Source organism: Streptosporangium amethystogenes, assembly GCF_000721075.1.
GTDB classification, from domain to species: Bacteria; Actinomycetota; Actinomycetes; order Streptosporangiales; family Streptosporangiaceae; genus Streptosporangium; species Streptosporangium amethystogenes.
Window position 1 is genome coordinate 49,945 of record NZ_JOEQ01000030.1, and the last position, 21,163, is coordinate 71,107.

Consider the following 21,163-nt stretch of genomic DNA (forward strand, 5'->3'; position numbering starts at 1 on the left):
ACCGCCGCCACTGGATTACCGCTTGGCTGTGCCGTATCCCACCCACAGCCCGGTTACCGGATTACCACGCCGACCGGGTCTGTTGAACCTGCCGAACGCGTGCAATCATCGGAACCGTCCGGGGACGCCATCAGGGGCGCCTCGAGACTTCACTGGAGGTCCCATGTCCTCTTCCTCCCCCAGCCGGCCGACCTCGCTCTATGGCGGCCAGGCCGGTCGAAGGATCACCGTGCGCGACATCGCCGCCGCCAAGGAGCGCGGCGAGCGGTGGCCGATGGTCACCGCGTACGACGCGATGACCGCCAGGGTCTTCGACGAGGCCGGCATCCCCGTGCTGCTCGTCGGCGACTCGGCGGCCATGGTCGTGTACGGCTACGACTCGACGCTGCCGGTGTCGGTGGACGATCTCATGCCGCTGACCGCGGCCGTGGTGCGCGGCTCCTCCCGCGCGATGGTCGTGGCCGATCTGCCGTTCGGCTCCTACCAGGCATCTCCCCAGCAGGCCCTGGAGACGGCCGCCAGGTTCATGAAGGAGGCCGGTGCCCACGCGATCAAGCTTGAGGGTGGGCGGCGGGTGCTCCCCCAGGTCGAGACGCTGGTCTCGGCTGGCATTCCGGTGATGGCCCATCTGGGCCTGACCCCCCAGTCGGTCAACGCGCTCGGTGGCTACCGGGTACAGGGCCGCGGCCAGTCGGGTGACGAGCTGATGGCCGACGCCAAGGACCTGGAGTACGCCGGAGCGTTCGCCGTGGTCCTGGAGTGCGTTCCCGCCGAGCTGGCCGAGCGGGTCACCGCGTCCCTGTCGATCCCGACGATCGGCATCGGTGCCGGGCCCGGCACCGACGCGCAGGTCCTCGTCTGGCAGGACCTGATGGGCCTGACCGCCAGCCCGGCCAAGTTCGTCAAGAAGTACTTCGACCTGGCCCACGAGATGGACCGGGCGGTGCGCAACTTCGCCGACGAGGTGTCGACCGGCGCCTTCCCCGCTCCCGAGCACAGCTACAGCTGACGACTCCGCGCCCCTGCGTCCCAGGAGACCCTGGCGGCGCCGGGGCGTTCAGGCACGGCGCGTGATCAGGCGAGCGTGGCGGGGTCGGTGTTGGCGCCGCACACGAGCACGGCCACCCGCTCCCCTTCAGCCGGGGTGTAGGCACCGGACAGCAGGGCCGCGTACGCGGTGGCGCCGGCGTGCTCGGCGGCGATCCGGTGCTCCCGCCACATCTCGCGTCGTGCCTCGACGATGGCCTCCTCGGAGACCAGCAGGCTCCGTGTCCCCGCCGCGCCCGTGATCTCACAGGCGATCTCGCCCGCCCGGCTCGCGCCCAGGGCGTCGGCCCCCACCCCCGCGACCTCGACCCCGACCGGCCGGCCTGCCTCCAGCGCCCGGTGCAGGGTCGGGATGAGCTCCGGCTCGACGGCGACCACGCGGGCGTGGCCGTCGAGCGCGACGGTGATCCCGGCGACGAGCCCGCCGCCGCCGACCGCGACGAGGACCGTGTCGACTCCCCCGGTCTGCTCAAGGATCTCCAGGCCGACCGTGCCCTGCCCCGCGACCACCTCCGCCTGGTCGTAGGCGTGCACGTCCAGAGCACCGGTCTCGGCCGCGCGCTTGACGGACGCCTCGTAGGCGTCGGCGTAGACGGCACCGACCTGGGTCACCCGCGCGCCCAGCGCGCGCAACCCGGCCACCTTCACCGGGCTGGACACCGTGGGCACGAAGATCTCCGCCTGGATGCCCAGACTCCGCGCCACGTACGCCACCGCCAGGCCGTGGTTGCCCCCGCTCGCCGCGATCAGCCCGGCCTCGGGGATCTTCCCGCTGGACAGGGCGCGGTTGAAACCTCCTCGCGCCTTGAACGACCCCGAGTGCTGCAACCCCTCCAGCTTGAAGAACAGCCCCGGCGACACCTCGACCACCGGTGTGCGCCGGACGTATCCCGCGATGCGCTCGGCGGCCCGTCGCACGTCCCCGATCGACACGCTCACGCGCGCCCCCTTCCCACGAAGCGGCTCGAAAAGTGGCCACCCGCCCTCCGGCGGCCCCGCGCCGCAGTCTAGGAGACACCGTGGTCCTTCAGGCGAGCGCCTGCTCGAAGTCGGCCCACAGGTCCTCGATGTGCTCGATGCCGACCGCCACCCGTACGGTGCCCTCACCGATCCCGTGCCGGGCGAGTTCCTCGGCCGTCAGGGAGTGGTGGGAGGTGGTCGCGGGGTGCAGGATGAGCGTCTCGACACCGCCGAGCGACGGGGCCAGCAGGGCCAGCCGCACCGAACTCATGAACCGCTCACCCGCCGCCCGGCCGCCGACCAGGTCGAACGAGAAGACACCCCCGAAGTCGGGCAGGAGCTTGGCCGCCAGCTCGTACGAGGGATGCGAGGGCAGGCCCGGCCAGTGCACGACGGAGACCGCGGGGTGGTCGTTCAGCCGGGTGGCCAGCTCTCGGGTGTTGAAGCAGTGGCGCTCCATCCGCAGCGGCAGTGTCTGGATGCCGCGCAGGGTGAGCCAGGCGGCGAACGGGTCCGCGGTGGCACCCAGCTTGACGTTGAAGGCCCACACCCTGCGGTACAGCTCCTCCGCGGCGAAGACGGCGATCCCGCCGAGCACGTCGGTGTGCCCGCTCAGGTACTTGGTCGTGGAGTGCACCACGATGTCGGCCCCGTGCTCCAGCGGCCGGCACAGGATCGGTGAGGCGAAGGTGTTGTCGACCACGGAGACGAGTCCGGCCCCGCGTGCCGCCGCGCACATGCCCGGCAGGTCGGCGACCTGGGTCACCGGGTTGGCGATGGTCTCCAGGTAGACCAGCTTCGTCTCCGGCCGCACGGCCGCGCGCAACGCCGCCGGGTCGTCCCCGGGGACGTAGGAGACCGAGATCCGGAAGCGCCGCTCCAGATCGTTGATCATCGAGGCGGTGCCGCCGTAGAGCGCCTGCTGCGCGATCAGGTGATCACCGGGTTCCAGCAGCGCGAGCAGCACCGAGCTGATGGCCCCCATTCCGGAACCGGTGGCCACGGCCCCGACACCGCCCTCCAGACCGGCGACGGCCTCCTCCAGGGAGCGGACCGTCGGGTTCGACAGGCGCCCGTAGACGAAGGCCCCGTCCGGGCGGCCCATCCCGTCGGCGAAGACGGCCGGGTCCTCGAAGACGAAGCCGGAGGTCTGGTAGAGCGGCACCGCGATGGGGCGGCTGCCGTTCAGTTGCGGCTGGGGAAGGTGGACGGTGCGGGTCTCCGGGCGAAAGTCAGTCATGAGATAAGAATGTCCGGTTAACGGGCTGTTTGTCAGATCTGGCTGGTGCGATGTTCGTCATCAAAAGCACAGATCACCCTGTCCCAGGACACCGGGGAGACCACCGTGACAGCCCCGGGTGCCCGACTCCTTCGCTGAGGAGATCGCCAGGCGGCTGCGCCCGTCCACGAGGACCGTGCGCGACCACCTGACGAGCACCGGCGTGCGACAGGGCCGACGCCATCGGGACCGCCGAGGACGCCGACTGGATCCGACGTCCGTGAACATCGAGAACGCCGAGAACGCCGATCGCGACCGGCGCCGGGCGGCTTCCCCCAACCCCCGGTGACCCAGACCCCCGGGCAGTCGAAATCGTCAGGTGACCTAGATGTCGGTGACGCGCAGGCCGGCGTGGGCCTTGTAGCGGCGGTTGATCGAGATGAAGTTGGCGGTCATCGCCTCAACCTGGTGGGCGTTGCGCAGGCGACCGCCGTACACGCCGCGCATGCCGGGGATGCGGCCCGCCAGCGCCTGGACGGTGTCGGTGGCCTCGCGGTCGTCGCCCAGCACGAGCACGTCCAGGTCGATCTTGTCGACCTCGGGATCCAGCAGCAGGACGGCGGAGACGTGGTGGAAGGCGGCGACCACCCGGCTCTCGGTCAGGACCGCGGCCGCCTGCTGGGCGGCGCTGCCCTCCTCGACCGTGAGTGCGTACGCGCCCTGCTTGTCGAAGCCGAGCGGGTTGACGCAGTCGATGACGATCTTTCCGGCCAGCTCGGTGCGGAGGGACTCCAGCGTGGAGCGGTGCCCGTCCCAGGGAATGGCCACGATCACCACGTCGGCCTCGGCCGCCACGGCCGGGTTGTCGGCGCCGCGCACCGATCCGCCGATGCTCGCCGCCGCCGCCTGCGCACGCTCGGCGCTGCGTGAGCCGATCAGCACGCTGTGCCCGGCGAGGGCGAACCGCCGCGCCAATCCCTTGCCCTGGTCCCCGGTCCCGCCCAGGATCCCGATCGAGATTCCCCCCACGTCCGGAATATCAGTGCTCACTCACCGCTCCTCATCATCCCCGACCCTCAAGATCGGACTTCATCGACCATATCGTCTGCTCCGCATCCTCTCAGGGGTGCATTTCCAGGATCATTGCGGGGGGCTGGTGCACGATGGTGCCCATGGACGCTGGGTCGGTGACATTGCTGCGCGAGATCCTGGCCTCGACGGGCTGGATCGAGCGGACCCGCGAGCTGGGCCTCGCCCTGCGCGCGACCCGCTCTGCAGGTGGCCTGCTGGTGGTCGGCACGCCCGAGGAGGAGCCCTGGCACCTGACCGCGCACCTGAGCGACGAGGCCAGGCTCTCCGGGCTGCCCCAGCTCTCCCCGACGCTGGTCCGCTGGGCGCCCGCCCCCGACGCGCCCGCGCACCTGCGGGTCGGGCTGGAACGGATCCGGCAGGCCGGACGGGGCGAGACCCTGTTCGTGGTCGCCGAGGAGCGCGCTCCCGAGGCGCTGCTGGAGCGGGTGAGCGACGCCCGCAGGACCGGCACGACGATCCTGGCCCTGGACGGCGGTGACACGGACCTCACCGGCCTGGCCCACGACGCGCTGACGATCCCCGAACGGGCGCCGTTCTCCTTCGACGGGGCACAGCACCTGGTGAGCATGGCCGCGGGCGAGGTCGAACGGCGCCCCACCCTGCGTGACCGCCTGGCCAGGCTGCTGGAGCGGGTCAGCGGCCCGCAGGTCACCGACTAGACGTACCGGCAGGTGTACCGGCCACGCTCCGTCCTCAGTCGTCGTCCTCCCAGGCCTGGTCCTCCTTCTTCCAGTCCTCGTTCCGATCGGCCGCGGTCTTCAGTGCGTTGGCCGCGGCCTCGCGCGTCGGGTACGGTCCCATCCGGTCCTTGTTCGGGCAACCCTCGTCGGGTTCGACGGCCATGTGCTTCAGGCAGAACCACCATTGGTCAGTCATGCGGCAATCCTGCCCAGTGGGAAGCGCAACTAGACTGTGGAACCATGACGACACTGCTCCAGCCCGGGCGGATCTCTCCCATCCGCAAGGTTCCCTCTCACATCCAGCGGCCGGAGTACGTCGGGAAGAAGTCCCCGAAGACCGGGGAGTCCGACGTCAAGACCCCCGAGATCATCGAGCGGATGCGGATCGCGGGCAGGCTGGCGGCTCAGGCGCTCGAAGAGGTCGGTAAGCACGTGGCGCCCGGCGTCACCACCGACGAACTCGACCGGATCGGCCACGAGTTCCTCTGCGAGCGGGGGGCGTATCCCAGCACGCTCGGCTACCGGGGATATCCCAAGTCACTGTGCACCTCGATCAACGAGGTGATCTGCCACGGCATCCCCGACGACACCGTGCTACGCGACGGCGACATCGTCAACGTCGACATCACCGCCTTCATCGGGGGCGTGCACGGCGACACCGACGCCACCTTCCTGGTCGGCGACGTCGACGAGGAGTCCCGGCTGCTGGTCGAGCGCACCCGTGAGGCCACCAACCGGGCCATCAAGGCCATCGCCCCCGGCCGGCAGCTCAACGTGGCCGGTCGCGTGATCGAGGCCTACGCCAAGCGGTTCGGTTACGGCGTGGTCCGCGACTTCACCGGCCACGGCATCGGCACCACGTTCCACTCGGGCCTGATCGTCCCGCACTACGACGACCCGTCACTGACGGTCACGCTGGAGCCGGGCATGACGTTCACGATCGAGCCCATGCTGACGCTCGGCACCATCGACTACGACGTCTGGCCCGACGGCTGGACCGCCGTCACCAAGGACCGCAGACGGACCGCCCAGTTCGAGCACACCATTCTGGTGACCGAGACCGGCCACGAGATCCTGACACTGCCCTAGGGGAGCTCGCCTGGCGCCGTGCCTTTCGTACCGCCTAGTCCTGGCGGGGCACCACTCCGGTGACCGTGGTTCCCTCGCCGGGAACACCGTTGACGCTGAGCGTGCCACCGACCTGGTCGAAGTGGGCGTGCATGGCGGTGATGCCCCGGCCCTCGGCCCGCCCGAAGAAGCCGACGCCGTTGTCGCTCACCGTCATGCGCAGGCCACTGCGGCCGAGGGTAACGGCGACGGCCACGACCCGCGCGCCGCTGTGCCGCTCGACGTTGGCGAGCGCCTCCCCGAGCGTGGCCATCACGGCCTTGGTGATCCTGGCCGGAACGTCACCGGCGGGCAGCGCCCAGATCTCCACGGTGATCCCGGTGCGCTCGGACCATTCGGTGAGATGCCCCTCAAGAGCCTGGGCCAGGCTACGACTCCGGCCCTCACGTACGCGCAGTTCCTCGGACACTGCTCAACCTTCCTGATGCACGTTGCAGCCACCGGCCCCCCGACCGAATATGTGACTGGGCATGGCGCGCGATGACGAAGCGCTGCGCCCGCTGCGGTGAGCACGAGCCCCCTGAAACACCAGGCTACCGGGAGGTGTCGATGAGAGGGCTGGAAGATAGCAGGCCGTGGCCGTCCGGCTATTTCACGCCGTCGCGCTTATTGAGTTTGGCCAGGTATTCATTGTAGGCATCGAGCTTGGCATCGCCGCTGCCGCCGGTCCGGGCCGCGACGGCGTCGGCTCGGCGGTCGGCCCGGCGGGCTCGGCGGTCGTCGGCGCGCCACCACTGGAAGGCCAGCGCGAGGAGCACGACGAGCGTCGGGATCTCGCCGAACCCCCAGGCGATGGCCCCGCCGGTCTGCTGGTCCACGACCGCGGAGGTGCCCCACGTCCTGCCCAGCTGGTCGTACCAGTCGGAGGCCAGCACGGTGGTCATGCTCATCAGCGCGATGCCGAAGAAGGCGTGGAACGGCATGGTCACGAACAGCAGGAGGAGCCGGGCCACGTGCGGCAGTTGGTAGGGAGCGGGGTCGATACCGATGATCACCCAGAAGAACAGGGAGCCGCTGACCAGGAAGTGCACGGTCATCACGATGTGGCCGAGGTGCTCCTCCATCGCGGCGGCGAACAGCGGGGTGAAGTACAGCGCGTAGGTGGAGACGATGAAGATCGCGGTAGCGATCGCCGGATGGGTGACGAAGCGAACGTATCCACTGTGCAGGATCGTGGTCAGCCACTCGCGGGGCCCTCGGTCGCCCCTGCGGGCGGCGGGCTTGAGAGCACGCAGGGCCAGGGTGACGGGCGCGCCGAGCACCAGGAAGATCGGCACCATCATCGACAGCGTCATGTGCTCGGCCATGTGCGCGCTGAACAGCACCTTGGCGTAGCGGGCTACACCGCTCTGGGTGGCGATCAGCAGGATCAGCACACCGGTGAACCAGGCGGCCGTACGCCCCTTGGACCAGGAGTCGCCACGCCGGGTGAGCCGTACGACACCGGCGAGGTAGAGGCCGGCCAGCAGCGCGATGACCGTGCCGGAGAACAGGTCGAACCACCACAGCGAGGCCAGGTTGGCCAGCGAGATCTCCGGCGGCATGGTGTAGCCGAGCACCTCGAAGGCCCTGTCCACGGGCAGCACCGCCGGGGGCGGCGCGGTGCGGGAGAGCGCGACGGCCAGCCCGATGGCCGCGAACATGACGACGATCTCACCGGTGGCGAAGCGGACGAAGGTGCCGGGGCCGCCCGCGGCGAGCAACGGCAGGGTCCGCTTGCGGTGCCACCAGCCGACGGCGCCGAGCAGCGCGAACGCGACGGTCTTGGCCAGCAGCAGCAGGCCGTAGGCGGAGGTGAAGAGTTCGGAGACCGAGGTGAGCCTGGCCAGGACGCTGAACAGGCCGGACAGTCCCACTCCGACGAAGCACCACAGCGCCAGGGTCGAGAAGCGAGCGGCGGCGATCTCCAGGTACGGCTGCCGGCGCAACGCGTGCGCGCAGAGCACGCCGAGGCCACCCACCCAGAGCGCGAGGACGACGAGGTGGAGCGCGACACCGGTGGTGGCCAGGTCGTGGTTGGGCGAGGAGGCGGAGTGGCCGGTCAGCGCGGGCGGGAGCAGGGTGACCAGGGCGAGAACGAGCAGGCCGCCGGCCGCGCCGGCGGTGATCGCCCCTCGGGCGAAGAGCGCGATCGCGACCGAGAAGAGCACGACCAGGGTCAGCGCGATGCCCTGGGAGACCTGGCTGGCGAAGCTGGTGAGCTCGTTGCCGCCGAGCACGTCGGCCACCGGCAGCCCGAGCGCCTCGGAGAGGCTGAACACCATCGTGGCGGCGGCGGCACCGGCCCAGACGAGGGCGATCCAGGAGGCGGCCTTGACGTAGCCGAGCGCGGGTTTGCCCAGCAGACCCTTGTCGTTGGGGAGCAGGATCGTGGCGGCCAGGAGCACACCGACGGTGAGCACGCCCGCCGCGTCCATCGCCAGCTTCGCCAGCGGCAGCCCCCAGCGGGTGAAGGTTCCCTGGTCGGGCAGGCCGGGGATGATGCGCGGGGTCGCGGCGCCTCCGGCGATCATGGCGATCACCAGGGCGGCGGCGGCCGCCACCGCGGCCGCCAGGACGAGCCTCACCGCCCGGCTGTTCCCCGACGTCTCGTTCTGCGCCGTCTGCGCGGCCCGTGCGGGCCCGCTCATGGCCGCTTCTTGTTGCGCATGCTGAGGAACGTGCCGATGCCGACGCCGGTCACGCCGCCGACGACGATCCACATCCAGCCGGGCACGCCCTGCGAGGAGCCGGGTTCCTCGTCGCCGACCGCGGCGGCCGGCGTGCTCTCGGCTGAGGTCTCCGCGGTCACCGGGCTTTCGGCTGCCACCGGGGACTCGGCGGCGGTGGCGGACGGCGACGCCGATTCCGCCGGGGAGGCGGAGCCGAGCAGGGTGAAGGGAATCTCCCCCTCTATCGGGTGGCCGTCGGAGGAGACGACGCGATATGCGATGACGTAGTCACCTGGAGGGAGATCCTCCTTGACCTTCTGGGTCACCACCGCGCCGTCGATGACGGGTTTGCCGTCCTGGTGGTTCTCGTCTCCGGAACGTACGACGACGTTCGGGAAGCGCACCGAGGCGGTGAACGTCAGTTTCACCGCCTCCAGGCTCTCGACCTTGGCGCCCTTGGCGGGGTCGCTGCTCTTGAGCCGGTCATGGGCGAAGGCCGGCGAGGCGAAGGCCGTGCCGAGCACGAGGGCGGCGAGAAGCGCGAGGGCGACCGCGACAGGGGAAGTCTTCATGGCAACCCCAAGGCTACCCACGTGACCACGCGGTCTCGACCCCCCTGTCCGATCTGCCTTCGGCGCGGGTTCCCTGCCCCTCCTACAGCCCGACGCCGGCCAGTGCCCGCCGGTAGGCTTCGACGCTCCGGTCCGGCTCGTCGATACGTTCCAGGACCCGGGCCGCGGTCAGCCAGGCATGGGCGGTGAAGCGGGTCTCCGGCGCCTGCTCCAGGCATTCCGTCCCGGCGAGCAGCTCCTGCGAGGCCTGCTCCTGCAGGCCCAGCTCCGCCAGGGTCTCACCGTGCAGCAGGCGGGCCTCCGCCTGCATGGCCTTCGGCATGCCGTCGAGCAGATCGCAGACGAAGCGCATGCGCTCCTCGGCCCGTTCGGGCTGGGCGAGCAGCAGCTCCGCCCGGACGAGGTTCATCGCGCAGCGCATCTTGTCTATCGAGCTGGCAGAGCTCTCCGCCAGCTCCCTCTCCACCTTCAACAGCACATCACGCCAGGCCTCGGCCTCCATGGGCCGCACGATCAGCAGGACCTGGGCGTAGTCGCCACGCAGCCGGGCCAGCCTTCGGGCGTCGCCGTACTCGGACTGGATGGCCAGGGCACGCTCGGCCTGGGTGACCGCCTCGTCGGCGTGACCGCTCTCGACGGCGACGATCGCGGCACCCCAGTGCGCCAGGGTGAGCGCCTGCGGGCTGGCGAGGAGCTCCGCGGCGGCGATCATCTCGACGGAGAAGTGACGTGCCCGGAGCAGGTCGCCGCGCTCGATGTAGGCCGCGAGCAGCTGGCCGCCCAACCGCATCAGGCCGTCCGTCCAGGCCGGCCGGACCGCGCCGGTGAGGATCTCCTCGGGGACGTGCACCGCCCGGGCCAGGTCCCCGCTCTCCCGGTAACAGCGCGAGAGCGCGACCGCGACCGCGACGTGACGCTCGGGGCTCAGGGCCGCCTCGTCACTCTCGCGCAACCCGTTGAGCAGGACGATCGCCTGCTCCAGGTCGCCGCAGGCCTCGGTCGAGAGAGCCAGGCCGTACTCGGCGTCCTGTCGCAGCTGGGGCAGGCCCGCCAGTCCGCCGTCGGCGAGGAGCTCGGCGTAACGGGTGCGAGCCTCGACGACCTCGCCGTTGTCCATGGCCAGCTGCGCGTAGCTGAGCGCGAGCTCGATCTCCTGCATCTGCTCGGCCGTGACACCATTGATCAAATACGTAAGGGAACAGTCGAGTTTTTCGGCCAGCAGCTCCAGCACCGCGGGGGTCGGAGTACGCTTGCCACTCTCGATGAGAGATACGTAACTGTCCGACAGTTCTGGATGGGCGAGCTGCGCCTGGGAAAAACCACGTTGCCGGCGGACGGTTTTGATGCGCTGCCCCACCAAGTCTTGACCAGTCACGTTACCCCTTGAAAGATATCATTTGAGCAGCAGAACCTACGACAGGAGTCTCCCCGTGCGCCGACGTCTTGCCTTGTCTGCCCTCGCCATGCTATTTACGGCTGCTTTTGCCGTCACTGGCAATGCTACGACCGCGAGTGCTGATTCGTCTGCCCCCTTGAACGACACCGGTAAGTATTCTTTGCAGACGAGCGCCGCCCAGTCCTACCTGGGCTGGGGCTACCCGGACTGAGCGACGGCTCAGCCCGCTGTAAGGACAGGGAACGGAAAGAACCCCTCCCGCCCTCGTGGAGAGCTTCCGGCCGGCGAGCCACTCACCTGGCGGAGCCGGTGCGGCCCGCACCGGTGTGCGCGTGCAGGCCTCCGGCGTGCGCGCTCCTCGAGACGGGACCCGCGGGTAGCGGCGGAACCGGGATCCGAAACCCTTCCGTGGAAGACCATCACCCTCCACGGAGGGTCTCGGCCGCAGGCAACACCCACATACAGATCCCATTACATCCGTATAGATTTTATTGCAGGTCACGGCTCGAACCGAGGGGGACTACGGCGACCGCCCGTCCCCTCTCATCGGCCATGCCTGTCCGCCCGCCTTTCATCGCCGACCGGCCCGAGGGCCGGTCGGCTCGCGGAATTCGGGCCGCCTCCCCATGCCGCCGACCGATCTGCGGGCTCGTCGACTCACGGACCCCATGTCGCCGGCCCCCGTGTCACCGACCGCGTCTCTCGACACCCCGCTTTTAAACCAGCCATTACTCTAGAAATACATTGAACTAATCCGCTATCAAGTCAATGTCCTAAACCGGTCAGCCGGCTTCCCCGAAGACGGAGCGGCCTGTCCACTTCAGGCAGGGAAAGGCACCCGCGAGCGCGGCCCGCCCGGAGAGAAGCCACGGGGCGGCCCGCCCCCCGTGCCCGCCCCCACCTCGCCTCCCGCGGATCCCGCCCTCCTGCTCGGACCCGCGCGGCCCGCTCCCGGACATCTCTAGATGATCTCTAGGGCCGCCTGCGACAGTCGGATGGCGAGAATTCCAGAAAGATCCGGCGAGGACCACCGGCCGGGATTCTGTTGCTCCGGGCCTACGGCCTGAGAATCCCTTTCCCGGCGTCTCTCTCGTCATCGCGGACCGGCACGACAGGACGGAGGGACGATCGATGGACGCCCCTCCGTCACGCGCGTACGACGGCGGATTCAGCACATGTGCCACGCGCCTCCCCTTCCGCATCGCGAATCACCTCGGAAATCCATCGGAGTCCGATCCGAGAGCGGCGTCACCTACCGGGAGGAACATCCGGGTGTTCGGTCGAGCGCAGTTCGCGAGGGGCACATGACCCATTCTTTCCTGACCTCTCCCTCGGCCGGAGGGAGCGATCAGATACGACCCGATATCAACACCCTCTGCTCGTCCGCGAGGCGGAGCGTGGTCGTTCTGCTGCCCAATCCCAGAACCGGCGTCGTGTTTTCTCGCATCTTCAATTCGGCTGTCATTCCACCTGGCGTGCGGACGAGGGTCGTCGTCGACTCATCGTCCGGAGCGGCCGGTTTCCCCGAGTCGGTGGAACTGAGGGTCGATCCGCTGATCTCCGAGAGATTCCTGATGATCGACGGCCGCGTCGCCTTGACCGGCCACACCTCCCGGATGGCGGTGGTACGCACCCCCGCGCTGGTCACGTTGCTGGGAGAGTTGTTCGAGCGCGTCTGGTCACAGGCCGAACCGCGCAGCCGCGAGCGGGAGCCGCTGTCCTCGCTGACGGACCAGGAAAGGACCGTTCTAAGGATGTCCGCGGAGGGCCTGACGGACGAGGTGATCGCCCGCCATCTCGGCCTGACCTCCCGTACCGTACGCCGCCACATGGCCACCGCGATGGAGCGGGTCGGAGCGCAGAGCAGGTTCCAGGCGGGAGTCCGCATCGCCAAGGCCGGGATCGTCTAGGCGATCAGCGGGGAACTCCACGCCGCGAACTTGTCAGATAAGGTCGTTCTCCTCGACTTCGCTGTGTCATGCCCAACCGCGTGTGGAGGCCTGGTGGACGAGACGGAAGCCATTACCACCACCGGCGCCGCGGAGGGACTCGGCGTCGACGTCCTGGGACCGGTGACCGGCCGGAGGGGTCCACTCGAACTCGACCTGGGAGAGCCCAGGCAGCAGGCCGTCCTCTGCATCCTGGCGATCAACGCGGGACAGCCGGTCACCAGGGACCGGCTGATCGACGGAGTGTGGGGCGAGAGGCCGCCGAAGACGGCGGAACAGAGCGTCTACACGTACGTGTCCAGGCTGAGACGGACACTGGCCCCGGACCGGGATTCGCGGAGACCTTCGATGCCACTGGTCTCCGTCCCGGGCGGATACTCACTGCGACTCGCGCCGGAACAGGTGGACGCCCTGGTCTTCGAGCGCTGCCTTGAGCTGGCCAGGAGGTCGCACGCGAAGGACTCCTACGAGACCGCCCTGCACTCCCTGAACAGGGCCTCGGAACTGTGGCGGGGCACGTGCCTGGGTGGGATTCCCGGCCCGTTCGCCGAGTTCGAGCGGCACAGGTTGAACGAACTACGCCTGACCTCGCTGGAGCTGCACGCGGACCTGCTGCTCCTGCTCCGGCGCCCCCAGGAGGCCGCGGCCCGGCTGGTCCCTCTGATCCGTGAGCACCCGTTGCGCGAAAGGCTCCGCGAACTGCACATGGTCGCGCTCTACCGCTGCGGCCGGCAGGTGGAGGCGCTGAGGGTCTACCAGGAGATCCGGCGCCTGCTGGCCGAGGAGTTCGGCATCCAGCCGCACGAGAGTCTCCGCAGGTGCCATGAGCTGATCCTGCGCGCCGACCCACTGCTCGATCTGCCCTCGGCGACGCTCCCCACGCTCCCGGAGCGGGTTCCCCCGCTCCGGGAGCCCGCACATTCGCGGCACCGCGCCGCCGCCCGGGGGAAGGTGGCTCACCAGTTGCCGCGCGACCCCACCGACTTCGTCGGACGCGCGGAGGAGCTCGTACGGCTGAGAACGCTGCTCTCACCCTGGGACGGCCGCCCGCCCCGGCACGTCGTCGCGATCACCGGGGCACCCGGATCCGGCAAGTCGACCCTGGCGCTCCGGGCCGCGCACCTGGTCCGCGACCGTTTCCCCGACGGGCAGCTGTACGTGAACCTGCGTGGGGCGACGCCGGGCATGAGGCGGCTGGAACCGAGCGAGGTGATCAGCAGGTTCCTACGTGATCTCGGCATGTCCCAGCGCGACATTCCCGCCGACCTCGACGAGGCCGCCGCCCTGTGGCGCGGCGAACTCGACGGCCGCCAGACCCTCGTCGTGCTGGACGACGCCGCCGACCTGGCACAGATCCGCCCGCTGCTGTCGGTGCCGATGGGCAACACGATCCTGACGACCAGCCGGGAGAGCTTCACCCTGCTCGACGACTGTGTCCGTATGCCGATCTCCAGGATGCGGCGCGCCGAGTCCGCCACGATGCTCGCGAGGCTGATCGGGGAGGAGCGGGTCGCCGAGGACGTTCAGGCGACGGCGCGCCTGATCGACCTCTGCGGGGGCCTGCCACTGGCCGTCGGCATCGCGGGGGCCCGGCTGGCGAACCGGCCGCGCTGGGGCGTCGTCGATCTGGTGAGCCGGCTGGAGGACGAGCGGGGGCGGCTGCGGGAGCTGGCGGCGGGCGATCTCGCGGTCCGATCCAGTCTCGCGGTCAGTCACGACATGCTCGCCGGCAGCGACCAGCACATTGACCGGACGGCCGCCCGCGCGCTGCGCGCGCTCGGCGTGCTGCAGACGGCCGACGTGACGGCACATGTCGTCGGCGCCCTGCTGGACATCCCCGCGGATACCGCGGAACGCGCGATGGAACGGCTGGTCGACGCGCACCTGCTGGAGGAGGACGAGCCGGGAAGGTACCGGCCGCACGACCTGATCCGGCTGTTCGCCGGCGAGCAGGTCGCCCGCGAGGAGACGGAGGCGGATCGCGACGCCATGCTGAACCGGGCGCTGAGCTTCTACGTCGGGACCACCCGGCTGGCCGTGAAGCTGGCCCGCTACCCTCGCGCGGAGTCGGCGGACGTCGATCTCGGTGCCGGTCCTCTTCCGCTCGGCTCCCACCAGGAGGCCCACGAGTGGCTGAACCGGGAACAGGCCAATCTGCTGTCCGCCGCCTTCCAGGCGATGTCCGCTCCCCGGGAGCGGACATCGCGTCTCGGTGTCGCCCTGGTCTTCGCGCTCTTCTGGCACCTCCACCACGCCGGTCTTCCCGCTCGTCTCCTCACGATCAGCCGGCGGACCCTGGAGGCCGGGCAGCGGCTGGAGGATCACCGGCTTGAGGCGGGGGCGCACAGTCTCGTGGGTCTCGCGCTGAACATGGTCGGCCGTCTCGAAGAGGCCCTGCACCACTTCCGGCAGCACCTGATCCTGTGTCGTCGGCTCTCCGAGCGGCACGGTGAGCAGAAGGCGCTGGGCAATCTCGCCATGAACTACCTCGAACTCGGCTGCTACGAGAAGTGCATCGACTGCGCCGAGAAGCAGCGGGAGGTCGCGGACGCGATCGGGCACAGGTCAGGCGAGCACTACGCGCTCACCATGATCGGTTCGGGGTACCACGGCCTGCGCCGGTTCGATCAGGCACTGGCCGTGCTGGACGAGGCCCTGTTCAAGTGCCGCAGGGACGGCAACCTGTATCAGGAAACGGCCGTGCACGAGAGGCTGGGCGGCGTTCACCTCGACCTGGGGAACGCCGCGGCGGCCAGGGCCTCCTTCGAGGCCGGCCTCGACTGCGCGCGCACCGCGCAGGTGGTCGTCGCCGAACCGTACCTGCTGCTCGGCCTGGCCCGCTCCCTGCTGCTCCTCGGCGAGACCGAGCAGGCCGTGACCTACCTGGGACGTTCCGTCGCGTCCGCCCGGGCGACGGGGAACGACGAGGTGGAGCAGGAGGCGTCGACGGAGCGCGCGGCCATCGGGGCCACCCGCGAGAAAACCGTCCACCTTCCCGGGCCGGATGACGGCTCTCTGAGGACCGCGAGCCCGGCGGGCCGATCACGCGCACCCGCCGGGCACAACCGTAAGAGTCGCTAACGACCGCCTCCCACGTTCCCCCGTGTCTGCCATGTCCGGCCCCGTGCCAGGCTGATGTACTACCGGAGTGAGCGGCATCGAAACGCGGCAGAGCCTGGGCGTCGGCGAGAGCGTCCTGCGTCCCGACGGGACGCTGAAGGTCACGGGCGAGTTCGCCTACTCCTCCGACCTGTATCTGGCGGACATGGTCTGGGGGGTCACCCTGCGCAGTCCGCACCCGTCGGCGTGGATCCGTTCGATCGACGTCGGCCCCGCGCTGGCCATGCCCGGCGTGTACGCGGTGCTCACCCACGAGGACGTGCCCGGCGAGAAGTTCTACGGGCTGGAGCACAGGGACCAGCCGGTGCTCGCCATCGACCAGGTCCGCTACCAGGGCGAGCCGGTCGCGCTGGTCGCCGCCGACCACCCCGAGCGCGCCAGGCGGGCGGCTGCGGCCGTCGTCGTGGAGTACGAGGTCCGCGAGGCCGTCACCGACCCGCGCCGGGCCGCCTTCGACGCCTCCTGCCCCGCGGTCCAGGAGCGGGGCAACGTGCTGCGCCACCAGCCGGTCCGGGTCGGTTCGGTGTTCGAGGCCCCCGTGGTCGTCACCGGCGACTACGAGGTCGGCATGCAGGACCAGGCCTTCCTCGGTCCGGAGTCCGGGCTGGCCGTGCCCGCCGAGGACGGCGGGGTGGACCTGTACATCGCCACCCAGTGGCTGCACGCCGACCGGAGGCAGATCGCGCCGTGCCTGGGGCTGCCCGAGGAGAAGGTGCGGCTCTCGCTGGCCGGGGTGGGCGGCGCGTTCGGCGCCCGCGAGGATCTGTCCATGCAGGTCCACGCGTGCATGCTGGCCCTGCGCACAGGGCGTCCCGTGAAGATCATCTACAACCGCGAGGAGTCCTTCTACGGCCACGTCCACCGGCACCCGGCCCGGATGCGCTACGAGCACGGTGCCACCCGCGAGGGCAGGCTGTTGTACGTCAAAGCGGAGATCCTGCTGGACGGCGGCGCCTACTGCTCCACCTCCCCGGCCGTGGTCGGCAACGCGGCCTCGCTGGGGGTCGGCCCCTACGAGGTGGACAATGTGTGGATCGACGCCTACGGCGTCTACACCAACAACCCGCCCTGCGGGGCGATGCGCGGTTTCGGCGCGGTGCAGGCCTGCTACGCCTACGAGTCGCAGATGGACAGGCTGGCCGAGGCGTGCGGGATCTCCCCCGTCGAGATCAGGATCCGCAACGCGGTCGCCCAGGGGTCGAGGCTGGCCACCGGGCAGGTGATCGACTCGCCCGCACCGCTGGCCGAGATGCTCGCCGAACTCGCCGCGATGCCGCTGCCCGCCGCCCCCGAGACCTCGGACGGCGCGGGTGGGACGGACCTGCTGAACATGCCGGGCGGCATCTCACAGACCACCCACGGCGAGGGCGTGCGGCGCGGGGTCGGCTACGGCGTGGGTATCAAGAACATCTGCTTCTCCGAGGGCTTCGACGACCATTCGACCGCCAGGGTGCGGGTGGAGCTGATCGGCGGGGAGCCGCACGTCCTGGTGCACACGGCCGCCGCCGAGGTGGGACAGGGCCTGCTGACGATCCAGGAGCAGATCGCCAGGACCGAGCTGGGCATCGACACGGTGACGGTCGCGCGGGCGGACACCTCCGTCGGGTCCGCCGGGTCCTCGTCGGCGTCCCGCCAGTCCTACGTCACCGGCGGCGCGGTCAGGGCGGCCTGCCAGGCGGTGCGGGAGCGGCTGGACAAGCTGCGGGCCGACGGATCGTCGCTGGCGCGGGCCCTGGAGGTGGCCGGGGCCGTGGAGGAGACCAGGGAGTACCGGCACCGGCCCACCTTCCCGCTGGACCCGCTCACCGGGCAGGGCGACTCCCACACCCAGCTCGCGCTGTGCGTGCACCGCGCGGTCGTGGACGTGGACGTGGAGCTCGGCCTGGTCAAGGTGGTGGAGCTGGCCGCGGTCCAGGACGTGGGCCGGATCATGAACCCGCTGGCGCTGGAGGGCCAGATCCACGGCGGTTCGGCCCAGGGGCTGGGCTTGGCGCTCATGGAGGAGATCCAGGTCCAGGACGGGGTGGTGCGAAACCCCTCGTTCACCGACTACCTGATCCCCACCATCCTCGACATGCCGCCGATGCGGGTGTCGATCCTGGAGAACCCGGATCCGCACGCCCCCTACGGCCTGCGCGGCGCGGGCGAGCCGCCCACCCTCTCGTCCACCCCCGCGGTGGCCGCCGCCGTACGGGCCGCGACCGGCCTGCCGCTGCCCCGGGTGCCCATTCGTCCCCATGACATCGCATTGAAGGGGTAGGAACCGCTCATCCCCTCCACGTCCGGAGGGGAGAGCATGGATCGCTTCTTCGAGCTTTCGGCCAGGGGGACGACGGCCGGCCGCGAGCTCCGGGGTGGGATAACCACCTTCATGGCGATGGCGTACGTCATCCTGCTGAACCCGATCATCCTGGGCGGGGCGACGGACGTCACCAGGGCCAAGTTGTCGACCCAGCAGCTGACCACCTCGACGATCCTCGCGGCGGCGGTGAGCACGCTGCTCATGGGAGTGATCGGCAACGCACCGCTCGGGGTCGCGACCGGGCTCGGGCTGAACGCGGTGGTCGCCTACCAGGCCGCACCGCACATGACGTGGGCCCAGGCGATGGGGCTGGTCGTGCTGGAGGGGCTGGTGATCGTGCTGCTGGCCATGTCCGGGCTGCGGCAGCTCATCATGAACTCCATCCCGCTGGCACTGAAACACGCGATCAGCGTGGGTATCGGGATGTTCATCACGCTGATCGGGCTGGTGGACGCGGGTTTCGTCGGCAGGGGTACGGGATCACCGGTCCAGCTCGGCACCACCGGGCGCCTGACGGGGTGGCCGGTGGCGCTGTTCTGCCTGGGGCTGCTGGTGATGATCGCCCTTTTCGTGCGCAGGATCCAGGGCGCCATCCTGATCGGCATCGTGATCACCGCCGTGCTCGCCATCGTGGTCGACACCTTCACCACGGTCCCGCCGGAGCTCTGGGGTGTGGTGATCCCCCGGATGCCGGAAGCGGTGGTCGGGGCGCCCGACTTCGGACTGGTCGGCCAGGTGGACCTGTTCGGCGGATTCGCCCGCGCCGGTGCGCTGACCGCCACCGTCGTGCTGTTCACCCTCGTACTGTCGGGGTTCTTCGACGCGATGGGCACCATCATCGGGGTGAGCGACGAGGCGGGTCTGGTGGACGAGCAGGGCCGGGTGCCCCGGCTGGGGGCGATCCTCACCGTGGACGGCGTGTCCGCGGCGATCGGGGGTCTCGCGAGCTCCTCGGCGAACACGGTGTTCGTGGAGTCGGCGGCCGGGGTCGGAGAGGGAGCCAGAACCGGCCTGGCGGCCGTCGTCACCGGCGCCCTGTTCTCGCTGACCCTGCTCTTCACACCGGTCGCCACCGTCGTGCCCGCCGCCGCGGCGGCGCCCGCGCTGGTCCTGGTGGGCGCGCTGATGATGACCCAGGTCAGGAACGTGCCCTGGGAGGACCTGGCCATCGCGATCCCGGCGTTCCTGACGATCGTGCTGATGCCGTTCACCTACAGCATCACCAACGGGGTGGGCGCGGGCGTGATCTCCTACACCGTCATCCAGGCGGCCCTCGGCCGGGCCGGGAGGATCCCGTGGCTGCTCTGGGTGGTCAGCCTGATCTTCGCGATCTACTTCGGCGTCGACGGCATCGGAACGCTGTTCTTCTGAGAGACCCGTTTCGGATCACGCGGAGCCGCTCTTCAGGACCTGTCGCTCAGCTCGCAGGCGATACCGTTCTTGTTCCCGTCGATGTACCAGTCGTACTCCTCGTGGATCCCCTTGTGGTAGGGGCCGTATCCGTTGTCGTTCGCCTCCTTGCAGGTGCTGTACCTGGGGTCGGTGTTTCCGTCGCCTGCCGTGGCCGGAGCGGTGTTCCGGGTGACGGGGTTGGTGGCGGTGGTATCCGTTCCCGCCGGGTTCGTCGCGGTCGTGCCCGGCCCTGCCGGGTTCGTCGCCGACGGGTCGGTCGTGTCCGGGACGCCGTTGTTCGACGGGTTCACCGGCTGGTCGGGCCGCGGGTCCGTGGACGGATCGGCCGGCGGAGTGAAGACCGACGTGTCGTTCGGCTGAGGGTCGGCGCTCGGCTCGGTGCCGATACCGCTTGAGCCGAGCAGTCGGACGACCATCGCATCCGCCTGCTCCTTGGTGAAGGAGCCGGCGATGCTCAGGCTGTCGGCGGTGATCGCCTGGGCGACCCGGGGGGCCGCCACCACCTTCTCCCCCACGACGATCGCGATCTGCTGCCTGACCGGGTCGTCCTCCTTGACCACCTCCTCGGTCAGATCGGTGATCTGCTCGCGGAAGGTGGGCGCGAACGCGATCCTGACCGAATAGGTGCCGTTCTTCTCCTGGATCGCCTCGATCTTCCGCACCGCGTTCACGGTGACCCCGGCGGCGACCGAGTAGCAGTTCTGCCCGAGGTCGTCGGGGTAGGTCTCCGGAAGCGTGCAGGCTCCGGCCTTCGCCTCGGTCACCGGGGCGAAGTGGATGGGAACCGCCAGCCGGCTGGGTGGCTTGGCGCCGAGCGGCATGTCGGGGTTGCGGGTCATGAGCACCGCGATGGTGCCGAGCACGCCGGTGATCAGCACGACGACGACCAGGGTGGACACCAGGATCGCGGTCGTGATCCGGCTCGCCTGGGGCACCCCCGGCGCCCCGCCCGGCGGCAGCCCCCCGGCCGGCCTGCCGCCGGCCTCCGGCACGCCCGCTCCCGGGCCCCCCGCTCCGGGCACGCCCACTCCCGGACCGGCCGGCCCCTGACCACCCGGGCCCAGACCACCCGGCCCCTGACCGGCCGCCCCTTGACCAGCAGGTCCCGGCACCCCCGGACCCTGCCCGCCCTGACCTGGGCCATCCGGTCCACGATCGCCAAAGCCCGGGCCGGCGAACCTCGTGTCACCGGGGTCCGAACCACCGGGCCCCGAACCATCGGAGCCGGGATCGCCGGGCCTTGAGCCGGCAGGACCGGAACCACCGAAATCGGGACCGCCCTGCTCCGGTTCACCGGGGCCACGGGCGTGGCGTCCGGCTGAGAGGCCGGAACGTTCGGGCGGCGTGAAGGCGTCGTAGGAGGATGAGGGTCCCCATGACGCGCCCGCGGGCTCGCCGGACCCTGCTGGAGGTTCCTGCGGTACGGGCGGCCCACCCGGCCCCGCGTGCATCCCCATCGTCATATCCCCGTATTCCTCGCATCTGTTCGCGGCGAGCCTATCGATCAGCACGGGAAGCCGGTAACCCCGCAAGTCAGGGTGGGCACCGACCGGCCGGGCGTCGACGGATCGCTGACGGCATGTCACCGGCGCCGCTCCTTTCCCGGCCCCCTGTGCGTGATTACTCACTTTCGG

16 protein-coding genes are annotated in these 21,163 nt (G+C 70.1%); 7 read left to right on the forward strand and 9 right to left on the reverse strand.

The genetic code is table 11. From position 1 onward, the window contains the following. Window positions 1-163 precede the first annotated feature (163 nt). Window positions 164-1,009: a 3-methyl-2-oxobutanoate hydroxymethyltransferase gene (gene panB / locus IG98_RS0132840; protein WP_030921189.1), complete on the forward strand. Its 846-nt coding sequence runs from the start codon at window positions 164-166 to the stop codon at window positions 1,007-1,009. A 65-nt stretch (window positions 1,010-1,074) separates the two neighbouring features. Here the strand turns inward: panB and IG98_RS0132845 are convergent, their stop codons facing one another. The 3 genes from IG98_RS0132845 to npdG all read right to left on the reverse strand — a co-directional run bounded on the left by IG98_RS0132845 (window position 1,075) and on the right by npdG (window position 4,276). Next, entirely contained in the window at window positions 1,075-1,986 is a 912-nt protein-coding gene (locus tag IG98_RS0132845; protein ID WP_030921192.1) for a threonine/serine dehydratase, read from the reverse strand. Between the two features lie 88 nt (window positions 1,987-2,074). Then, window positions 2,075-3,247 carry a trans-sulfuration enzyme family protein gene (locus IG98_RS0132850; protein WP_030921195.1) on the reverse strand — a complete coding sequence of 391 codons (1,173 nt, stop codon included), beginning with the start codon at window positions 3,245-3,247 and terminating at the stop codon, window positions 2,075-2,077. A gap of 363 nt (window positions 3,248-3,610) precedes the next feature. Beyond that, window positions 3,611-4,276: an NADPH-dependent F420 reductase gene (gene npdG, locus IG98_RS0132860; RefSeq protein WP_030921201.1), complete on the reverse strand. Its 666-nt coding sequence runs from the start codon at window positions 4,274-4,276 to the stop codon at window positions 3,611-3,613. 122 nt (window positions 4,277-4,398) lie between these two features. Here npdG and IG98_RS0132865 point away from each other — a divergent pair, with 122 nt between their 5' ends. Further along, complete coding sequence (locus IG98_RS0132865; RefSeq protein ID WP_211264214.1) at window positions 4,399-4,977, forward strand: hypothetical protein; 579 nt, start codon at window positions 4,399-4,401, stop codon at window positions 4,975-4,977. 34 nt (window positions 4,978-5,011) lie between these two features. Here the strand turns inward: IG98_RS0132865 and IG98_RS0132870 are convergent, their stop codons facing one another. Further along, window positions 5,012-5,194, reverse strand: a complete 183-nt coding sequence (locus tag IG98_RS0132870; RefSeq protein WP_030921218.1) for a hypothetical protein — start codon at window positions 5,192-5,194, stop codon at window positions 5,012-5,014. 44 nt (window positions 5,195-5,238) lie between these two features. Here IG98_RS0132870 and map point away from each other — a divergent pair, with 44 nt between their 5' ends. After that, window positions 5,239-6,087: a type I methionyl aminopeptidase gene (gene map / locus IG98_RS0132875; RefSeq protein WP_030921222.1), complete on the forward strand. Its 849-nt coding sequence runs from the start codon at window positions 5,239-5,241 to the stop codon at window positions 6,085-6,087. A gap of 34 nt (window positions 6,088-6,121) precedes the next feature. Here map and IG98_RS0132880 read toward each other — a convergent pair whose 3' ends face one another. The 4 genes from IG98_RS0132880 to IG98_RS0132895 all read right to left on the reverse strand — a co-directional run bounded on the left by IG98_RS0132880 (window position 6,122) and on the right by IG98_RS0132895 (window position 10,724). Then, window positions 6,122-6,535 (reverse strand): sensor histidine kinase, encoded by a 414-nt coding sequence (locus IG98_RS0132880; protein WP_030921225.1) that lies wholly within the window; start codon window positions 6,533-6,535, stop codon window positions 6,122-6,124. Between the two features lie 178 nt (window positions 6,536-6,713). Next, on the reverse strand, window positions 6,714-8,756 hold the full coding sequence (locus IG98_RS0132885; protein WP_030921227.1) for a bifunctional copper resistance protein CopD/cytochrome c oxidase assembly protein: 2,043 nt from the start codon (window positions 8,754-8,756) through the stop codon (window positions 6,714-6,716). Further along, complete coding sequence (locus IG98_RS45555; RefSeq protein WP_051753261.1) at window positions 8,753-9,349, reverse strand: copper resistance CopC family protein; 597 nt, start codon at window positions 9,347-9,349, stop codon at window positions 8,753-8,755. The genes IG98_RS0132885 and IG98_RS45555 overlap by 4 nt, the downstream gene beginning before the upstream one ends. 82 nt (window positions 9,350-9,431) lie before the next feature. Next, window positions 9,432-10,724 (reverse strand): helix-turn-helix domain-containing protein, encoded by a 1,293-nt coding sequence (locus IG98_RS0132895; protein WP_030921231.1) that lies wholly within the window; start codon window positions 10,722-10,724, stop codon window positions 9,432-9,434. Between the two features lie 1,496 nt (window positions 10,725-12,220). Between IG98_RS0132895 and IG98_RS53715 the strand changes: the two genes are divergently transcribed. From IG98_RS53715 to IG98_RS0132915, 4 genes are all read left to right on the forward strand, one after another. Beyond that, entirely contained in the window at window positions 12,221-12,655 is a 435-nt protein-coding gene (locus IG98_RS53715; RefSeq protein WP_169750225.1) for a helix-turn-helix transcriptional regulator, read from the forward strand. Window positions 12,656-12,748: 93 nt separating this feature from the next. Further along, entirely contained in the window at window positions 12,749-15,775 is a 3,027-nt protein-coding gene (locus IG98_RS0132905; protein WP_030921237.1) for an AfsR/SARP family transcriptional regulator, read from the forward strand. A gap of 67 nt (window positions 15,776-15,842) precedes the next feature. Continuing rightward, window positions 15,843-18,074: a molybdopterin cofactor-binding domain-containing protein gene (locus IG98_RS0132910; protein ID WP_211264217.1), complete on the forward strand. Its 2,232-nt coding sequence runs from the start codon at window positions 15,843-15,845 to the stop codon at window positions 18,072-18,074. Window positions 18,075-18,110: 36 nt separating this feature from the next. After that, window positions 18,111-19,487 (forward strand): NCS2 family permease, encoded by a 1,377-nt coding sequence (locus IG98_RS0132915; protein ID WP_051753263.1) that lies wholly within the window; start codon window positions 18,111-18,113, stop codon window positions 19,485-19,487. A 32-nt stretch (window positions 19,488-19,519) separates the two neighbouring features. On the opposite strand, the gene IG98_RS47580 is transcribed toward IG98_RS0132915, so the two are convergent. Further along, window positions 19,520-20,551, reverse strand: coding sequence for an excalibur calcium-binding domain-containing protein (locus tag IG98_RS47580; RefSeq protein WP_157594650.1), 1,032 nt, complete (start codon window positions 20,549-20,551; stop codon window positions 19,520-19,522). Window positions 20,552-21,163 lie beyond the last annotated feature (612 nt).

Excerpts from the sequence above, each read along its gene's own strand:
- panB (WP_030921189.1), top strand. The coding sequence starts at position 164 with ATGTCCTCTTCCTCCCCCAGCCGGCCGACCTCGCTCTATGGCGGCCAG.
- IG98_RS0132850 (WP_030921195.1), bottom strand. The coding sequence starts at position 3,247 with ATGACTGACTTTCGCCCGGAGACCCGCACCGTCCACCTTCCCCAGCCG.
- IG98_RS0132865 (WP_211264214.1), top strand. The coding sequence starts at position 4,399 with ATGGACGCTGGGTCGGTGACATTGCTGCGCGAGATCCTGGCCTCGACG.
- IG98_RS0132870 (WP_030921218.1), bottom strand. The coding sequence starts at position 5,194 with ATGACTGACCAATGGTGGTTCTGCCTGAAGCACATGGCCGTCGAACCC.
- map (WP_030921222.1), top strand. The coding sequence starts at position 5,239 with ATGACGACACTGCTCCAGCCCGGGCGGATCTCTCCCATCCGCAAGGTT.
- IG98_RS0132885 (WP_030921227.1), bottom strand. The coding sequence starts at position 8,756 with ATGAGCGGGCCCGCACGGGCCGCGCAGACGGCGCAGAACGAGACGTCG.
- IG98_RS45555 (WP_051753261.1), bottom strand. The coding sequence starts at position 9,349 with ATGAAGACTTCCCCTGTCGCGGTCGCCCTCGCGCTTCTCGCCGCCCTC.
- IG98_RS0132915 (WP_051753263.1), top strand. The coding sequence starts at position 18,111 with ATGGATCGCTTCTTCGAGCTTTCGGCCAGGGGGACGACGGCCGGCCGC.